Source organism: Dysgonomonas termitidis (genome assembly GCF_042654545.1).
Taxonomy (GTDB): domain Bacteria; phylum Bacteroidota; class Bacteroidia; order Bacteroidales; family Dysgonomonadaceae; genus Dysgonomonas; species Dysgonomonas termitidis.
This window is the reverse complement of record NZ_JBHSGN010000071.1, coordinates 1-17,610: the sequence shown is the minus strand read 5'-3', so window position 1 is coordinate 17,610 and position 17,610 is coordinate 1. Positions and strand designations below refer to the sequence as shown.

Here is a 17,610-nt window from a genome sequence, read left to right as displayed (position 1 = left end):
CGTTAACCCGGTAGATTTTAACGGGAGGTACAAAAAATCGATTATTCATTCTAATTCTGCCCCATCATACCCACAACTCTCTTTAGGAATATATACATGAAGTACACAATCTATAGATAGCATATTAAATTAAGTACTATTTCATATGAAACAGAATGCAAATTTAGTTTTTTATTTTAAAACTTAAAGCTTAATCCTCCCAAAACATTAAATCCCTGCAAAGCGTAACCATACTGCAACTCATATTTCTGAAACAAAATATTGTTTACTCGCGCATTCACAGATAACCAATCTGTCACCTGATATTCACCCCTGAAATTAAGTTCGTTGATATCCTTCATTTTTATGCCTTCCTGTACCGGTATCATGTAGCTGCTATATACTGTTTTACGGCCACCGGCATACAGATAGTTCAATGAAAATGTCAGTTTATCAATCGGTTTAATGTCAGCATTCAGTTCGGCTGTAAATGTAGGACGTCCCCATGCTTTCTTTTCCGAATACAGGTCTTTATCTATCAATGTCACATTTCCGTTTACATATTTCACATCGTAAAAATAAGCTGTAATCTTAGCGGATAAATCGGTATAAGGAATAAGCTTAGTCTTCAGCAATCCACCCACATGTCCTGTACCTATATTGGCATATAAAGGCGTTCCTACATTGCCCCACGTAAGTGCATCCGGAAAATAAGTACTTGATGATGGGTCATATAATGATTGGGCCAAATACAGATGGTCTTTATCTGTCTTTTTATATCCCGCAAATATATCGAATTCGAAACCGCTAATAACTCCCGATCTAAAACCAAAGCGGGCATCGAATAAAGTTTTTGAATATTCTACCCGTGCAATAGGATTTACATATCTGTTCTCTTGCAAAATATCAAGGTAAGTATTGTTATTCACTCCTCCGGTCACCTCTCCGTAGAATGTATTCACATCATTAATATGGATAGCCGCCTTTACATTCGGACTTGCCATAAATTTTGTCTTGGTATCAAACATTCCGCTCACATTTACCCCCAGATCAGCATCCCAGTTACCTCCTTGGAATTTGATGTAAGGAGTAGCCGTAATGTTGGTAAAGCCGTGGAAAGCATTCTCTAAAATTTCATTCTTACTGCTGAACGATTGATTCATAATGAATCCTTTTACTCCGATACTCCTGTCAGAGCCAAATTCAGTATAAAAGTCCGCATCTAAATCCAGCTGACCTCCCTTAGGTCCGTCTTGGGAGGTATATACACCATACTTACTTTTAAAATTCTGATAACGCACGCCTCCCTTATACTTCAATATCCCTTGGTTCTTATCGCTGGATTTAAGTCCCGCTCCTATACTAAATACATCCACATTCTGGCGTGAATCCATATCAAATGGATAGGCTACGGATGACATACTAGGTATAAAGGGATTGCCATAGTAATTATATGAAGTATTATAAAACGATGCATCGAACCACAATACTGAAGGATCGAACATATGCTGATACTTCAGGTTTACTTTACTTGCCGAATATTTCGCTTTCGCTTTATCCATCGTATACGGGTCGGCATTGATATAGTCTACATTCGCGCTGGTAGAACTGTGGGTAGCGAATACGTCTAAACGATCCCTGTTCCCATTGACGAGCCTGTATCCGAAGGCCCCTTCCAGATTCGAATTATTTCCGGCTCCCAATACCAGGTAACCACGTTTCTTACTAAAATCCACTCCTGTATTTATATCGCTGGGTGCCGCACTGCCCAATTTATTATTAGTCAGACTTATCTGCGGCACTGTGCTCACAAACTTCAGCTCTTTTGCTTTTATTACGGGTGAATATATAGAAGGTTGGGTATTTACCTTCGATGCATCCTGCAATGTAGGATTATAATCACGTTCGAGCAATACCTGACGGATCAGAGTCGAATCTTTCTGGGCTGTTGCGGTCAGGCTTACAATACCTAATGCTGTGACAAAAACAGATTTATATAATGTTTTCATTGTTCTTCGTTTTTCAATTTTGTACATTTTCATATTTAGTAACAGAAGATATTTAATGATATATTTTCGGACGTTAACTTACATTAGTTGTTATACTTACCAAAGTAACAAACAGGTCTGAGACCTTATTTCAAAGCTGCCAGACGTGATGAAATCATTTCTGTCAAATCAGTCTCCTGTCCCTTATAGTTTGCCTGCAAACTTTCGAGATACTGACGAGCCTGAAATTTATCGCCTTTAGCCGCATATACATCCGATAATACCACAATAGCACGGGCCATCCAGTATTCGTGCGGAGTACCTTCTTTCATAAAAGACTGTATCTGCTTTTCGGCTTTGTCGTACGATTTGGCCTGATAGTATATATCAGCTAACAGATATTGGGATTCTGCACCAAATGCGCTACGGGTATCTTTTGCCACTTCCTGTAAATCCGCAATAGCCTTTTCGGACTGCCCCAGATTCTTCAACGACTGACCTCTGTAGAAGCGGGCTTCGTTAGCTACATTTCCGGACGCTTTATTCTGTAACAACTTATCGGCAGCAGCGACAACATCCTTGTCCTTCTTCATCAGGTAAGCACAACGCAACATACCCAGTTGGGCAACATCCTTATTTTCACTCTTCGAGGCTACCATGTTCAGGTGTTCGTATGCGCCATATGCCGCTTCGTAATTTTTTCTGTCAAACTCGATCCCTGAAGCATATATCAACGCGTCATCGATATATTTCGGATTATTACTGTTTATCACTTCTTTAAAATGGCCTAATGCCGAAGTAAAGTCTTTAGCTTCGAATGCCATACTTCCCAGATAGAAATGCGCATCACTCGAAAACACGCCATTAGGATATGTCTGGAGATATTTGTTCAATGCAGTCTTAGACTCGTCTTTACGTCCTTTCATATATACGTTTTCCGCGGCAAGATAGGTTAGTGAATCCTGACGGCTGGCCGATAGGATAGTGCCTTGACCCAGAGAGTTTACATAAGAAGCGTAAGAACTTATATCGTTTATATCTTTATATACGCCTTCCATACTTTCTATAGCAGTGCGGGCCTCCTCCGAATTAGGATAATTATTAACCACCTCTTTATAGGCAGCGATTGACTTCTGCGGATTATTTGTATTGAAATACAACTGTCCTAATTGCACACCTGCTTTTTGTGCCAGATTTGATTTAGGATATTCTTTCAGTAGCTTTTCAAGCACGGAGATTGCTTCCGGTTCTTTATTCAGCATAACCAATGCACGGCTTTTCTCAAATAAAGCATTATCGTAATATTGAGAGTCAGGATATTTTGCCATCATACTATTCAAAGCTGATACCTTCCCGTTATAGTTTCGCTGCAAACCAAGCACGAATGCCTTCTGAAATTCGGAATAATCCGCATTTGCCGGATTTACATTTGCTGCCTGCGAATAATAGCTTTCCGCGTCCGGGAAGTTACGGTTATACAAGTAACAGTCTCCTATACGGTTCAGAGCATCCGGATAGTTCGGCGACTGGCGGTTGGTTTCCGCAGATATATATTTCTTGAAATTAGTCAATGCCTTGCTGTAATTCTTTTGCTGAAAATCAGTGTATGCCAGATTATACAAAGCAAGCGGATAGTTCTGTTGCTTAGTGGATGCCTGAGCGATATAAGAAGAGTAATCGCGGGCAGCAGCCGGATAATTACCTTTACGGTAAGCCAGATCGCCACGCCAGAAGTAAGCTTCGTTTCGTGCCTCTGCATTATAATTACCCATATTGATCGCAGCGTTCAGGTCGCGCTCGGCGGCATCATATTGTCCGTCGATAGATTCCTGCACACCCAATTGGAAAAGAATCAATTGTTTTGCATCCAGAATCTGCCTGCCCGGAGTCTGTATACTATTGATTGCAGAAAGCGCCGTATTGTAATTCTTTGTAGACAGCAACGTGCTTGCCAATGCTTCGTTCACCTCATCTGTATATTTCGATGACGGATATTCCGTAAGGAAGCGTTGTGACGCGGTTATAGCCTGTCCGAAAGCCGAGCCTCCTCCACGATTCATCAACATTACATAATTATATAAGGCTTCTTCACTTATTGTTTTATCAAACCGGGTACGAGCAGCTGCATCGAATGCCATAATAGCATTCGGCGTATCATTTACTTTCAGGTATGATTGTCCCAAAAGCATATACCCCGCTTGTCCGAGCAGGTCATCCGTCGAAGCCACATCGCGTTTCAACGCATTTATGGCATTACCATGAGCGCTTGTCTGATAGTAGGCTTCTGCCAGTTGGTACATATCATCCCGGAATGTAGAAGTCGCACTTTCCAGATATTTCTCATAACTAACAATCGAGTTACGGGCGTCTCCCTGGCGGTAATAACTGTTTCCCAACAGACGGTATACCTCCGCAGTATTCGTATTACCGGGATAAGTCGCGATATAATCACGTCCTTCGGCAATGGTTTCACTCATATTTCCTTGCAAATATGAAGTCTGAACCAAGAAGAAAGTAGCGCTTTCTTTATATTCTCCCTTATTTTTCAATTTACGGAAAATCGGGATAGCCTGCTCGTACTCTCCATCCTGAAAATTAGCGTATGCCAGATAATAGGATGCAGGTTCGGCATACTTACTACTATTGCGGGTAAGTAATCCGAAAAGACGTTTTGCCTCATTCCTGTTCCCGGCCTGTAAGTTGGCATAAGCTGTCCTGTAACTATAGTCTTCCTGCTCTTTTACATCCAGGTAATCCATATCTGCCTGCGAAAGCCAGTACAAGGCTTTTTGCCAGTCTTTTTCCGCAAAGTGAGTAGATCCTATGAAAAAACATATTTGGTTGCGGTGATATGTAGACGGGTATTTTTCAAGATAATCTTTCAATAGTGTTGCATCTCCGGCTTTTCCCTGATAGTATATGGAGCTGACAATCATATACTCGGCCTCAGGCAGAAGTTTGGCATCTTTCGATTGCTTCATGAACCCCTCCAATGAATTAATACAACCTACATAATTATTATCCAGAAACATCTCTTTACCCTGAGTAAAGAGCCTGCCGGGCAACTCCGTATATACGGATTTCTGCGCATAAGCAAATTGCATACTTAATGCAAGACCTAAAGCTACTAGTAGTTTTTTCATATATTCATTTTTTGTATTTCCTTTATTACTTCCTTTACTGATAACAACCCAAACAATTCAGGGTTTAATTCCGATATCTTTATAAATTCGAGTTTAGCTACATCGTCCTCGGCTTTCAGATTCTCCGCATTCTTCACAAAGCATCTATATACCAGGTCTAAAGTCTGCACCTCGAAACCCGAATATACATATTTATTGGGGATGGAAAACAAATAGCTTACCGTTTCCACACCGAGCCCCGTCTCTTCTTTTACTTCACGCGCCACGGCCTCTTCCCCTGTTTCCTCCATGTCCACAAAACCGCCCGGCAAATCCAACATACCTTTTGCCGGCTCATGCGCCCTTGTGGCCACGAGTAATTCTTTATTATCATTTATTATAATGGCAATAGTAGACGAACAAGAGTTGAAATAATAGATAAAGCCACAATCTTCGCATCGCTTCGACTTGAAGTTATTTTCTACAAAATGATTTGAACCGCATTTGGGACAATATTTAAATTGAGATAGAGGATGCATTGTGATTAATTAAGAATTAAGAATGAATAATTAAGAGTTATACACTGTTTACTGCTTACTGTTTACTGACTTCTTATATTCTTCCGCAACCAGAGTAAGTTCATTATACCAGTCTTCACCAAACCGCCGGATAAGAGGCTCTTTCAGAAACTGATAGATCTTCAGACCTTCTTTATTGCCAAGCAGAACGGCTGCCTTACATACCCGCCAGCGATGATAATTCACCGCCGTAAAATCTCTGTATTTATCTAAACGGATAGGATATAAATGGCAGGAGATCGGTTTGTAAAAGTCTACCCGTCCTTCGCGATGAGCCTTTTCTATAGCACATTTACAAATTCCTTTCTCGTCATAATAGGTAAACACACAGTCTTTCCCGTTGACGATGGAAGTTACCATATCGCCATCGGTGTCTTTATATGCTACACCCTGTTTCTTGATTACTTCCCGGGCTGCGGGGGACAAGTCGTCCCAGACCTGAGGCAACAGGTCTTCGATAATCTTTACTTCTTCATCTTCAAGAGGCGCACCGGAATCCCCTTCTACACAACATTCTCCCTTACATACCGATAAATCGCACAAAAAATTCTCTTCTATTATATCCGATGCGACTATCGTATCATTAATTTGAAACATTTATCTTTATTTTAAGGTCACAGACCTATTTACTATTTTGTTAAGTTTATAAACAACAAGCAAGTAGATTGGGACAATGCATTAACAAACATTTACTTCTACTTATGCATTTTGTTATAGTTTTTTTTGATATCTGGCTATAAAGATACGTTTTTGTATCCAATTGCCATATATTCACACCTGTTAATAAAGCTTTATCGTTAAATCCATCTTCAATTATTACGGCTTCACACAATACGTTTTCATTTTAAGAACGTGAATTTATAGAATCTATTTGCCATATGTCGGAAAATCTCTTATTTTTGCATCTGATTTGCAAATAGCAAATGTGCCGGCGCAGTAGTTCAATGGATAGAATAGAAGTTTCCTAAACTTTAGATTCGGGTTCGATTCCCGGCTGTGCTACAAGAAAAAAACCAAAATACCGGCTGATTATCACGCAGATAGTCAGCCGGTTTTATTTCAGGGGTTATAATGAAAGGCGTAAATATTTCGTATTATTCTTATTTAGCATTTCATATCCATCGCCCGGATAAGACCGTACTTACATAATAAAGCAAAACCGTCCTGCCTCCCAAGGTAAACACGGCTCTATGAAACGAGAACTGTTTTCGTCATGCGATACAACCAGACTGAGTGATATTATTGAACCGAAGCGATCCTATTTCGATTCATTTTTGCCAGTCCATTTCCCGATATAGAAAATAATGAATCCGATCGCTGATATTACTGCGATTGCGCCAATAACATATAAAAGTATGGCCGAAACAACCTTAACACCTATAATCAACAAGGTAAGAAACACCAATATCGATATAACACCAACTGATATAAAGAAATATTTTAATATATCCATGATATTTAGTCTATTAAATTACTCTTCTGAGTCCTTATTTTCCCGGCTATTTTTGTCTTTATCCACATCTTCTCTAAAAGCATGAAGATGCTCCGACTCAGCCCTCTTCTTATCACTGCTCAGTCCGTCAATTTTCTTCATCGGTGCTCCCAGCCTTTTATCCAAATAGGAGTTGTCGTTTAAGTTTTCATCATGATTGGACATAATAGAGTTTTTTAGGGTTAGCAATATATTCTACATAGAATTAGAACAACACAAAAAATAAAATTGTTTTCATAAATGCTTTGGAGTAATTTTCAACTTATTCCAATATAACATATCACGAGATATAAATTAATTCAATATCCATATCATTCGCAAATAAGGAGGAAATCAAAATCTCTATCTTTTTCCTATATTTGTGCCACAATAAAACTATATATATTCCGATTTGTTATAGTATATAGATAATTAAAAATGAAGCTCATTATGAAAACTAAGTATTTTTTGCCTTTAGGCCTGTTATTACTCTTATTTATAACTAGCATCAATCCATCTTCTGCCCAAATAATCAGATATGGACTAAAAGGGGGAATAGATGTTGCAGATCATAAAGTAAACTCTAGTATACTGAACGTAAAAAACCGCGTCGGGTTCCAAGTAGGAGGAATACTTGAACTAAACGTACCACTAACAGGTTTTGGCGTAGAAACGGGATTGGCCTATGGCAACAAAGGTTATAATGTAGACAGCAACGAAAAACAAGGTGATATATCAAACCTTAGTTATCTGACAGTACCTGTCAGCCTGAAGAAAAGATTCTCTATTTTCGGCGTTGCCGGCATATATTTCTCGGCTGGTGTATATGGTAATCTGAAAGTAGGCGGCGGCGAACTGAAAATTGAAGATCAGACATACGACCAAAAAGGATTCCAGACAGGATTTATTGCAGGTGCAGGTGTTAGTTTATTGAGCCACCTCGATCTGGGTATGAACTACCGTTATAAATTCACCGATACTTACGATCAGGAAGCTGCTAAAGATTTCAAAAAGGTAGACAGACAAACCTGGACAGTCAGTCTTGCATACTTATTCTAACGAATGACATTATACGCCGACGTAATATTACCGCTTCCTTTACAAGGACTATACACATACATTATTCCGCCGGAACTGGCCGATACGGTCTACGGAGGCAGCAGGGTGATTGTACAGTTCGGGAAGAAAAAATTTTACACGGCGATAGTTTTCCGTTCATACGAATCGGAAGAAAAACAAACACCGGTCAAAGATATAGTCTCCACTTTGGAGGACTACCCTATAGTAACCCCCTTCCAGCTGAAATTCTGGGAGTGGGTTTCATTTTATTACATGTGTTCGCTGGGTGATGTGTACCGTGCAGCCTTACCGTCAGCCCTGAAACTGGAGAGTGAGACTCACGTCTTTCTCAATCCGGACTTTGAAGCGGCAGAACCTTTGACTCTCAACGAGCAAAAGGTCTTTTACCTGTTGTCGCCGGAAAAGGCATCCACAATTGCCGAAATAGAAAAACGGGCCGGATTGACAAACGCCATTCCCGCCATCAAATCTCTGGCTGATAAAGGGGCGGCATATATAAATGAGAACATCCAAGATGCTTATTCCGCGAAAACTCTTTCAGCAGTAAGGCTTACAAGGGCATATACCGATGACGAGCTCAATGATATGCTCAGCGGGTTGGGAAGAGCAAAAAAACAACAGCATCTATTGACTGCTTTTCTCCATCTGAACGAAAATAACCCGATTGTCACAAAGAAGCAGCTTTTGGAAGATGCCGACACATCACCCGCCGTACTATCCGAGTTGGTAAAGAAAAAAACACTTGAAGTGTACGATATTGAAATCAGCCGCTTCGATTACGGAGAAACCAACATAGAATCCGCCTGCGAACTGAACACTTATCAGCAGCAGGCCTACGGGGAAATTATAAAGTCATTCGAAGAACAAGACACCACCTTATTGTATGGAGTAACTTCCAGCGGTAAGACCGAAATATATATCCGGCTTATCAGCGATGCTATAAGCAAAGGCAAACAGGTATTATACCTGCTACCCGAAATAGCGCTGACAACGCAGATCACCAACCGCCTGAAAACCGTCTTCGGCAATAAGCTGGCCGTCTATCATTCCCGATTCAATGACAACGAACGGGCCGAAACATGGAACAGGCTACTGAAAGACGGAGAAACGCAGGTTATACTGGGCGCACGTTCCGCCATATTCCTGCCGTTCACCAGCCTCGGACTTATCATCGTAGATGAAGAACACGAAGGCTCTTACAAGCAACAAGACCCTGCTCCGCGCTACCATGCCCGCAATGCCGCCATCGTATTGGCAAATATGTATAAAGCCAAAGTATTACTGGGTACCGCCACACCTTCCATAGAGACATACCATAATGCCCTTTCGGGTAGGTATGGCCTGGTAAGGCTCACCAAAAGGCATGAGGATATCGAACTCCCTCAGATAGCTGTTGTCAACACCAAGGAACTGAGACGCAAGAAGCAGATGAAATCGGTTCTCTCCCCTCCCCTGATAGAAAAAGTAAAGGAAGCCCTGGAAAAGAAAGAACAGATTATCCTGTTCCAGAACAGGCGCGGCTTCGCTTCCTTGCTTGAATGTAAAAACTGTTCATGGACGCCGCGTTGCTCTCATTGCGATGTATGCCTTACTTACCACAAGGGACAACGTATGCTTGTCTGTCACTATTGCGGTTCTACATACCGGGTTCCGGATGTCTGCGAGGAATGCAAGACACCCACGCTTGAGTTTCTGGGCTATGGTACGGAACGTATCGAAGAGGAAGTGAACACTCTTTTCCCGGAAGCGGCTGTCGCACGTATGGATCTGGATACGACACGGGGAAAAAAATCTTACGAACATATTATTTCCCGATTCGAAGATAACAGGACAAATATCCTGATCGGTACACAGATGGTATCGAAAGGACTGGATTTTGGCTATGTATCTGTTGTCGGAATACTGAATGCCGACAACCTGCTGAATTATCCGGACTTCCGAGCTTATGAAAAAGCTTTCCAACTCATTACTCAGGTCAGCGGACGCGCGGGGCGCAAGAATAAGCAGGGGCTTGTCATGCTGCAAACAGCACATCCCTCCCATCCTGTTATCAACTTTGTAAAGCACAACGACTACGAATCGTTCTATCAGACACAGACAGAAGAACGCAAGCTGTTTCGCTACCCCCCTTTTTTCAGGCTTATATCTATCGTTGTAAGGGGACGGGACGAAAAACTCACGGAAAATGCTGCCTCCCAATTTACCCACGCGTTAAGGCAATCGTTCGGCGGACGGATACTCGGCCCCGGAAAACCGCCGGTATCCCGCATTCAGTCGTTATATATCCGGAATATTCTGCTGAAGATAGAAAACAACGCGTCTATACAGAAAGTAAGGGAAACAATCCTCTTTCACCAATCGACTGTATTCACCAATACCGACTTTAAAGCGATCCTGCTGCACTACGATGTAGATCCGGTATAGCAGAGAACTGTCAGCTATTGACACCTCCCTCTCATCAATAATACTTTTCGGGCCTGCGGGTAATAATCAACTCAACAACTCTGTTTCTTGTAATAAGATTCAAGTGTTGTTTTATTCATATAATTTTATCTATATAATAAGCCAATAGCCTTTAGCTGTTAGCTGATAGTTCTTTGAAAGGTTGATTAAAGCAGTTACGAGTTACAAGTTGGCTGGCGTTTTGTTTCACGCAAAGGCGCAAAGTTCTACATCTTACGAGTTGTTGACTGATGACTGTTAACTGATGACTGTAAATACTGTTACCTTTGTTACCTTTTTTAATAGTTACAAGTTACTTCGCCCTAGGGCAGTTACGAGTTACAAGTTAGTTCACTGTTTACTGTTTACTATATATAACCATTTAAGGATTTTTATCTGCAATATTAAAAACGTTTTACTTAAATTTGCAAACTGATTAGATTTAGACCTTTTATATGGATAAGAAAGCAAAATCGAAGAAAAAGAAATTTCTTAGCAAATACACACCTCAACAAATAGTAAAAAAACTATGGGTAGCTTTCGGCTGCATCATTGCGCTGATTATTATCCTGTTCACCTGTATCGCGACAGGTATTGTCGGTTACATGCCCGATGTAGAAGAATTGGAGAATCCGATAGACAAATACGCTTCCCAGATTTATTCTTCGGACGCCGTATTGCTGGGAACATATTCACAAGCTAAAAACAATCGTATCTATTCAAACTATAGCGACCTCTCTCCATATTTGGTGCAAGCGCTTGTTGCCACTGAAGACGCGCGATTCTATTCGCATTCGGGAATCGATGCCTATGCATTGACCCGTGCAGTAGTAAAAACGGTTATACTTCAGCAATCGAGCGGAGGTGGCGGTAGCACCATCACACAGCAATTGGCAAAACAATTATATTCTCCTCCGGCCGAGAACTGGATGGTGCGTGTATTTTTGCGCAAACCAATCGAATGGGTAATCGCAGCCAAGCTCGAACGCTATTATACAAAAGACGAGATCATAAATCTTTATCTTAATCAGTTCGACTTTCTGAATAATGCCGTGGGTATCCAATCGGCAGCTCAGGTATATTTCAACAAGACACCGAAAGACCTGAAAATAGAGGAGGCTGCCACCCTTATCGGCATGTGTAAAAATCCGTCTTACTTCAATCCGAAAAGGCAACCCGAGCGCACAAGAGGAAGAAGGGATGTCGTACTGGATCAGATGCGCAAAAACGACTACATAACACAACAACAATACGATTCACTGAAACAGATACCATTAAAACTGGATTTCAGACGGGTAGATCACAAAGACGGATTGGCCCCTTATTTCAGGGAATATCTGCGTCTGACACTAAATGCAAAAAAGCCCGACAGATCCAATTACGCCTCATGGCAACAGGATCAGTTTACAATAGACTCACTTAGCTGGGAGACAAACCCTTTGTACGGCTGGTGCAGCAAAAACAGGAAGCCTGATGGCAGTAGTTACAATCTGGCAACTGACGGACTTAAAATATATGCTACAATAGACTCCCGGATGCAACAATATGCAGAGGAAGCAATGACCGAGCATATGAGCAAAGAACTGCAACCTGATTTCGATAAAGAAAAGAAAGGACGTTCTTACGCCCCATATTCCTACTCGGTGTCCAAGCAAGTAGACTCTCTGCTCTATAAAGCGATGAAACAAACCGACCGCTACCGGAATATGAAGAAGGCCGGAGCTTCGGAGAAAGAGATACTAGCCGAGTTTAAGAAGCCGGTAGATATGAAAGTCTTCTCATGGAGGGGTGAAATAGACACCATCATGACTCCGTGGGATTCGGTCCGTTATCATAAAGGATTTATGCGTGCCGGATTCATGGCTATGGATACACATACCGGCTATGTAAAAGCATATGTGGGCGGCATCGACTATCGCTTCTTCCAGTATGATATGGTAAATATGGGTCGCCGGCAGGTCGGTTCCACAATCAAACCATACCTGTACGCATTATCCATGCAAGAAGGTGTGACACCTTGCGACGAGATGCAATATGAGCAACAAGTTCTGATTGACGAGATGGGACGGCAGCATCCGCCACGGGGAATAAGGGCATCTAAGGTGGGAGAAATGGTTACTATAAAATGGGGACTGCAAAACTCCGACAATATGGTAACCGCATACCTGATGAACAGGACTTCACCCTATGCATTTGCACGCTTCCTGCGCTCATTCGGACTGACAGGACATATCGATCCTGTACCAGCCATGTGTCTCGGAACACCGGAGGTTACAGTAGCCGAAATGGTAGCTGCCTATTCGGCCTTTGCCAACAAAGGAGTAAGAGCTAACCCTGTTTATGTGACGCATATAGAAGACCGCTCAGGGAATGTAGTGGCAAACTTCTCGGCCAAGCTCGACGAAGTGTTCAGTGAGGGCACCTATGTGAAGATGCTGGATATGCTCCGTGGTGTAATCGATGGGGGAACAGGCGGCCGCGTAAGACGCAACTATGGCATTACCGCTCCATTGGGTGGTAAAACCGGGACAACACAGAACAACTCCGACGGCTGGTTTATGGGCTTCAGTCCTAAGCTTTCTGCCGGATGCTGGGTAGGTGGAGAAGACCGTTCCATACACTTCGACCGCACAAGTGACGGGCAGGGGGCCGCAATGGCACTTCCTATATTCGGCTTGTTTATGAAGAAAGTGTATGCCGACCCTAAACTGGGATATAAACAAACCGACCAATTTGCTCCTGCTCCGGGATACGGGGTATGCGACAAAGGTATGGACGAAGAAGTTCCCGATGCAGCACCAACAGTCGGAATCGATAAGATATTCAAATAGGCTCTGCAAACCCAGACTCACTACTTACTACTCAATACCGGATTTAGTCATTATGGTAAAATACTATTATATCGATGGTATATCGAAGCAGCAATGCGGACCATTTCCGCTGAACGATTTACTCTCAAAAAAAATCCGCCCCGAAACAATGGTGTGGCGTTCGGGCATGCCCGATTGGGTAAATGCCGGAAGCGTTCCCGAATTATCTTTCCTCTTCGATACCGAGATACCTGTCCCCGAAGCTGGGAAACCGGAAACTGTAACCACCGAACCTAAGCCTCAACCTATCGCTTCTCCTCAACCTGCGACCAGCTACCAGCAGGCAAACTACACTCAGGACAATAACGCCCGCAGATGGGATGACATACTTCCCATGCCTAAGAATTGGTTAGTGGAATCGATACTATTATCCATATTCTGCTGCTCTCCTATCAGTATGGCAGGCATTTTTTACGCTGCCAAAGTGGAATCCCTCTATTATGCCAAAGAATACGACCGAGCTACACAGGCTGCCCAGAATGCTAAGAAATGGGCTTTGGCCGGGATCTTATTCCTGCCCGCCTGCTATGTATTACTCGTGATATTCGGTGTTATAGCAGCGTCGGTATTTTCTTCGATCTGAATCCCTCCTAATTATGGACAGGAAAACGGCATCTGGCGGAAACCACACATATATCCGGCGCTTGCTCGGGATAGCGATACTACTGGTTGCAGGCGGTATCATTTACTATCTGTTCAGTCCCGGAGAATCATCCCTTTTCCCCCGATGTCCGTTCCATACGTTTACAGGGTTAGATTGTCCGGGATGCGGTTCACAAAGGGCTGTACATCATTTGCTGCACCTGCGAATCAAAGACGCATTCACCAGCAATCCCTTACTTGTCATTGCAATCCCCTATATTCTGATATGTATCTATCTGGAATATTTCGGGGGCAAAGAAAAGTATCCCCGTGTCAGACAATGGCTTTATAGCAAGAAGGCTATATATACGGTACTACTTGTCATTATCCTGTTTTGGATAGGGCGCAATCTCATCTGATATTATTTTACAGGCTCTACTGTATAACCTTTTGTTGCCAACTGGTTCAGTATCCCCTCTTCTCCGGCAAGATGCAAAGCGCCCACAGCGATCAGGTTAGAGTTATCTTCCATTATCGCGGGTAATTTCTCCACCCATTTATCATTCCGATCTCTATTAATGGCATTTTGCTGCGCCTGTGACACTTTACATGGCTCATCCGGATTATTGAAAGCCATGTTGTACATTCCGGTCAAATCCCCGGCTTTGTAATAAGCATTCAATTTATCCAGTTGATCTTTCGCCAAATCGCGGGTTTTGATGCTGCAAACCAGAGACTCCGCCTGATCTTTTAGCGGCTCGGCTTCAAATAAAGCATAAATCTGATCATCCACCGATTCCAATCCTAAGACCGATTTTCCATTCTCCTTTGCTATGCGTTGCACATAAGAGTCGATAGCTTCATGTGACATAGGATTGAACTCAGGATAAAGTTTTGTGTAAAGCGTGATGGTATATATCATCGAGATCATTCCCGGCTTGAATTGCCCGAATTGATCCAGACCCGCGCCTACTAAAGATTTCAGCCCTTCATCCAACGCCCGGGCATCTTCAGCCGAAAGCAGTTTGGAATAAGATTCTCCTGCGGGCATCATTGCTGCCGCCTGTACTTTTTGCTGCATACCGGCCTCATCCGACAACAATAGCTCACCCACAGTCTGTTGCGTATTCGCCATAACATCCCTCAAGCCCGGAATGTTATCGACAAAACTCACATGTGTAAGATGATGCGTACCCAGGATATAAGACGGCTTGGAGAGCCCGTTCCCGGACACTTTCCAAAGGAGAGCCCCGGTATATTTTCCTCCTGTCTGCGAAGAAACAGTTAAAGACACTGAAAGAAGCAGTATAACTGCGAGAATGGCCGATGTGATAGTTTTCATCCGTAATATATTTATGATCAATTAAGGCCAGAGGCCTATTTAACTTATAATCAGACTATCGTTTATAAAAGGTAACAGATATATCAGTAAACAGTTAGCAGTAAACAGTGAACTAACTTGTAACTCGTAACTGCCCTAGGGCGAAGAAATAACATTCGCCGAAGCGAAGGCGAGGCAAACTTGTAACTATTAAAAAAGGTAACAAAGGTAACAGTATTTACAGTCATCAGTTAACAGTCATCAGTCAACAACTCGTAAGATGTAGAACTTTGCGCCTTTGCGTGAAACAAAACGCCAGCCAACTTGTAACTCGCAACTGCCCTAGGATGAAGAAATAACATTTACCGAAACGAAGGCGAGGCAAACCCATAACTATTCCTGAAAAGTTAAATCTTTTTGCTTCCGATCTGTACTATTTATTTGTTATCCTTCTCAAAATCCTGTATTTCCCCGATAGAGTTTTCCATTTTCTTTATATTATTCCAATAAATCATCTTATATATTATTATGGCAACAAACAATCCTATTAATACTGAGATAACTAATATAATAAGGTGTCTGTAGAGATAATCCGGATCATCAGGTAATTCGAAATAGCCAAACAAAATAAAGAAAAACATAATCCAGACCAAACCTGTGACGAACTCCTTTAGTATCGCCTTCCTATACCAATAGAAATGACTCGAAATTTCCGTGATGCCCATTTCCGACAGATTAATCCTCCGCAACTTTCTGAACTTATAAACCTGCCACACTAAAAACATAGCGACACTTAATAAATAAAAGACAATGACAGGAGTGTGACGAAGCGAGAGTGCAAATATCATCGGAATACATATAATAAGCAATATAATACCCAATTTTTCATATCTGAGCAGGCTATTGAATGCACTCCGGCCTTCATTAGAAATCATCTTTTGTATTTTTTCATTATCTATGGTAGGTTTCATCTCCGTTTCCTGCCATGTTTTCTTTATATTATCCAAATCCATAATGATTCGTTTTATTCATTCGACATATCCCTCAGCTTATCCTTTATCCGGCTTATCTTTGTAGCCACATTGGTTACCGTAAGCCCCGTTATTTCAGCAATCTCTTTATAAGATTTATCATCGAGATAAAGCAATACCAAAGCCCGTTCTATTTTCCCCAGGCGGTTTATAAGTTTATATAACTCCTGTATTTCCTCATTATTATCCACTACATCGGGTATATCCATCGATATATCCACATAGCTGATATTCTTTTTACTCCTCCGGTAAAAGGAGACGCATGTATTCAGGGCAATCCGGTATATCCATGTAGAGCATTTACTGTCGCCCCTGAAAGACGGAAAAGCTTTCCATAAGTTAAGTACCACCTCCTGATATAAATCTCCCAGAGGATGTTCCATATCGGTATAGAAAGAAGAAACTTTGTAAATGATACCCTCATTCTGGCGTATCATTTCCAAAAACTGCACATCCACATTTGCCGTTTGTTCCATCTATCAGAGATTCGTTTCTATTTATATGTCGCCATTTAGCCTGTATCGTCACAAAATAATATATATTTTTCTTATTTCAAGATATATTGTTTTGTAAATCAGCTAATAGTTAGCAGTAAACAAAAATACAGTTTTTTTCCACTTATTACTTCTTATCTTCAATGTAAGTCCCTTTCCGGGGCAGGGTTGTTAAGTTCTCCGCTTTTATTCTGTTATTCTCTGCTGTCATCCTGAGTGGAACGAAGGATCTCCTTCGATTTAAGAGATGTTTGCCTCGCCTTCGCTTCGGTGATTTTGACTCCGTCGATTTTCAATTCAATTCACTTCGTTCAACATGACAAAGAGGATATAAGGATTCAGAACTTGACAACCCTGCCATTGAGGGACTAATCCGTCCTCAATCCGTTCTCGATGTATATCCCGGCGGCAGAAACGGATAGAGATTCTTTGGCTTGGGCTTCTCTACAGGAGCGGCAGATGGTTGAGCGACAGGCTGCTGCTCCATAACTTGCCCCTGCTCATTTTTCACTTTTAGTTCTTCACTTTTCACTTCCGGTTCTTCACTTTTCATTTTGCCTTCCTCTTCCAGTTCCTTGTCCACGGCCGCCACTACTTCCGGATTGAGCGAGCCGCCCGAACGGAAGCCGTTCCCTTTCAATATCATCAACTG

At 42.0% G+C, this 17,610-nt stretch carries 14 protein-coding genes, 1 tRNA gene and 1 pseudogene; 6 read left to right on the top strand and 10 right to left on the bottom strand.

All coding sequences use genetic code 11. The annotated features are described in order from the left end of the window. Positions 1-176: 176 nt before the first annotated feature. The 4 genes from ACFO6W_RS10990 to ACFO6W_RS10975 form a co-directional block, all read right to left on the bottom strand. The gene (locus tag ACFO6W_RS10990) at positions 177-1,988 is read right to left on the bottom strand and encodes a TonB-dependent receptor (RefSeq protein ID WP_379996314.1); all 1,812 of its coding nucleotides are present in this window, start codon (positions 1,986-1,988) and stop codon (positions 177-179) included. Between the two features lie 125 nt (positions 1,989-2,113). After that, positions 2,114-5,110: a tetratricopeptide repeat protein gene (locus tag ACFO6W_RS10985; RefSeq protein ID WP_379996312.1), complete on the bottom strand. Its 2,997-nt coding sequence runs from the start codon at positions 5,108-5,110 to the stop codon at positions 2,114-2,116. After that, positions 5,107-5,628: an NUDIX hydrolase gene (locus ACFO6W_RS10980; RefSeq protein ID WP_379996309.1), complete on the bottom strand. Its 522-nt coding sequence runs from the start codon at positions 5,626-5,628 to the stop codon at positions 5,107-5,109. Before ACFO6W_RS10980 ends, ACFO6W_RS10985 begins: the two co-directional genes overlap by 4 nt. Before the next feature lie 48 nt (positions 5,629-5,676). Further along, positions 5,677-6,264, bottom strand: a complete 588-nt coding sequence (locus tag ACFO6W_RS10975) for a DUF3109 family protein (protein ID WP_379996306.1) — start codon at positions 6,262-6,264, stop codon at positions 5,677-5,679. Between the two features lie 333 nt (positions 6,265-6,597). Here ACFO6W_RS10975 and ACFO6W_RS10970 point away from each other — a divergent pair. Then, positions 6,598-6,669, top strand: a tRNA-Arg gene (locus ACFO6W_RS10970). A gap of 256 nt (positions 6,670-6,925) precedes the next feature. Here the strand turns inward: ACFO6W_RS10970 and ACFO6W_RS10965 are convergent. Next, positions 6,926-7,120 (bottom strand): hypothetical protein, encoded by a 195-nt coding sequence (locus tag ACFO6W_RS10965; protein ID WP_379996304.1) that lies wholly within the window; start codon positions 7,118-7,120, stop codon positions 6,926-6,928. Positions 7,121-7,138: 18 nt separating this feature from the next. Further along, complete coding sequence (locus ACFO6W_RS10960; RefSeq protein WP_379996301.1) at positions 7,139-7,324, bottom strand: hypothetical protein; 186 nt, start codon at positions 7,322-7,324, stop codon at positions 7,139-7,141. Positions 7,325-7,588: 264 nt separating this feature from the next. On the opposite strand from ACFO6W_RS10960, the gene ACFO6W_RS10955 reads away from it, so the two are divergent. The 5 genes from ACFO6W_RS10955 to ACFO6W_RS10935 all read left to right on the top strand — a co-directional run bounded on the left by ACFO6W_RS10955 (position 7,589) and on the right by ACFO6W_RS10935 (position 14,531). Then, on the top strand, positions 7,589-8,197 hold the full coding sequence (locus ACFO6W_RS10955) for a porin family protein (protein ID WP_379996299.1): 609 nt from the start codon (positions 7,589-7,591) through the stop codon (positions 8,195-8,197). A gap of 3 nt (positions 8,198-8,200) precedes the next feature. Further along, positions 8,201-10,642: a replication restart helicase PriA gene (gene priA / locus ACFO6W_RS10950; RefSeq protein ID WP_379996297.1), complete on the top strand. Its 2,442-nt coding sequence runs from the start codon at positions 8,201-8,203 to the stop codon at positions 10,640-10,642. 473 nt (positions 10,643-11,115) lie between these two features. Beyond that, complete coding sequence (locus ACFO6W_RS10945) at positions 11,116-13,491, top strand: transglycosylase domain-containing protein (protein WP_379996294.1); 2,376 nt, start codon at positions 11,116-11,118, stop codon at positions 13,489-13,491. A 52-nt stretch (positions 13,492-13,543) separates the two neighbouring features. Next, positions 13,544-14,113, top strand: a complete 570-nt coding sequence (locus ACFO6W_RS10940) for a GYF domain-containing protein (protein WP_379996292.1) — start codon at positions 13,544-13,546, stop codon at positions 14,111-14,113. A 13-nt stretch (positions 14,114-14,126) separates the two neighbouring features. Then, positions 14,127-14,531: a DUF2752 domain-containing protein gene (locus ACFO6W_RS10935; protein ID WP_379996289.1), complete on the top strand. Its 405-nt coding sequence runs from the start codon at positions 14,127-14,129 to the stop codon at positions 14,529-14,531. 2 nt (positions 14,532-14,533) lie between these two features. On the opposite strand, the gene ACFO6W_RS10930 is transcribed toward ACFO6W_RS10935, so the two are convergent. The 4 genes and pseudogenes from ACFO6W_RS10930 to ACFO6W_RS10915 all read right to left on the bottom strand — a co-directional run. Continuing rightward, the gene (locus ACFO6W_RS10930) at positions 14,534-15,454 is read right to left on the bottom strand and encodes a TraB/GumN family protein (protein ID WP_379996286.1); all 921 of its coding nucleotides are present in this window, start codon (positions 15,452-15,454) and stop codon (positions 14,534-14,536) included. Between the two features lie 416 nt (positions 15,455-15,870). Next, positions 15,871-16,446: a hypothetical protein gene (locus tag ACFO6W_RS10925; protein ID WP_379996284.1), complete on the bottom strand. Its 576-nt coding sequence runs from the start codon at positions 16,444-16,446 to the stop codon at positions 15,871-15,873. Positions 16,447-16,457: 11 nt separating this feature from the next. After that, complete coding sequence (locus ACFO6W_RS10920; RefSeq protein ID WP_379996282.1) at positions 16,458-16,940, bottom strand: RNA polymerase sigma factor; 483 nt, start codon at positions 16,938-16,940, stop codon at positions 16,458-16,460. Positions 16,941-17,337: 397 nt separating this feature from the next. After that, positions 17,338-17,610 (bottom strand): annotated as a pseudogene (locus ACFO6W_RS10915) (hypothetical protein); the annotation flags it as partial.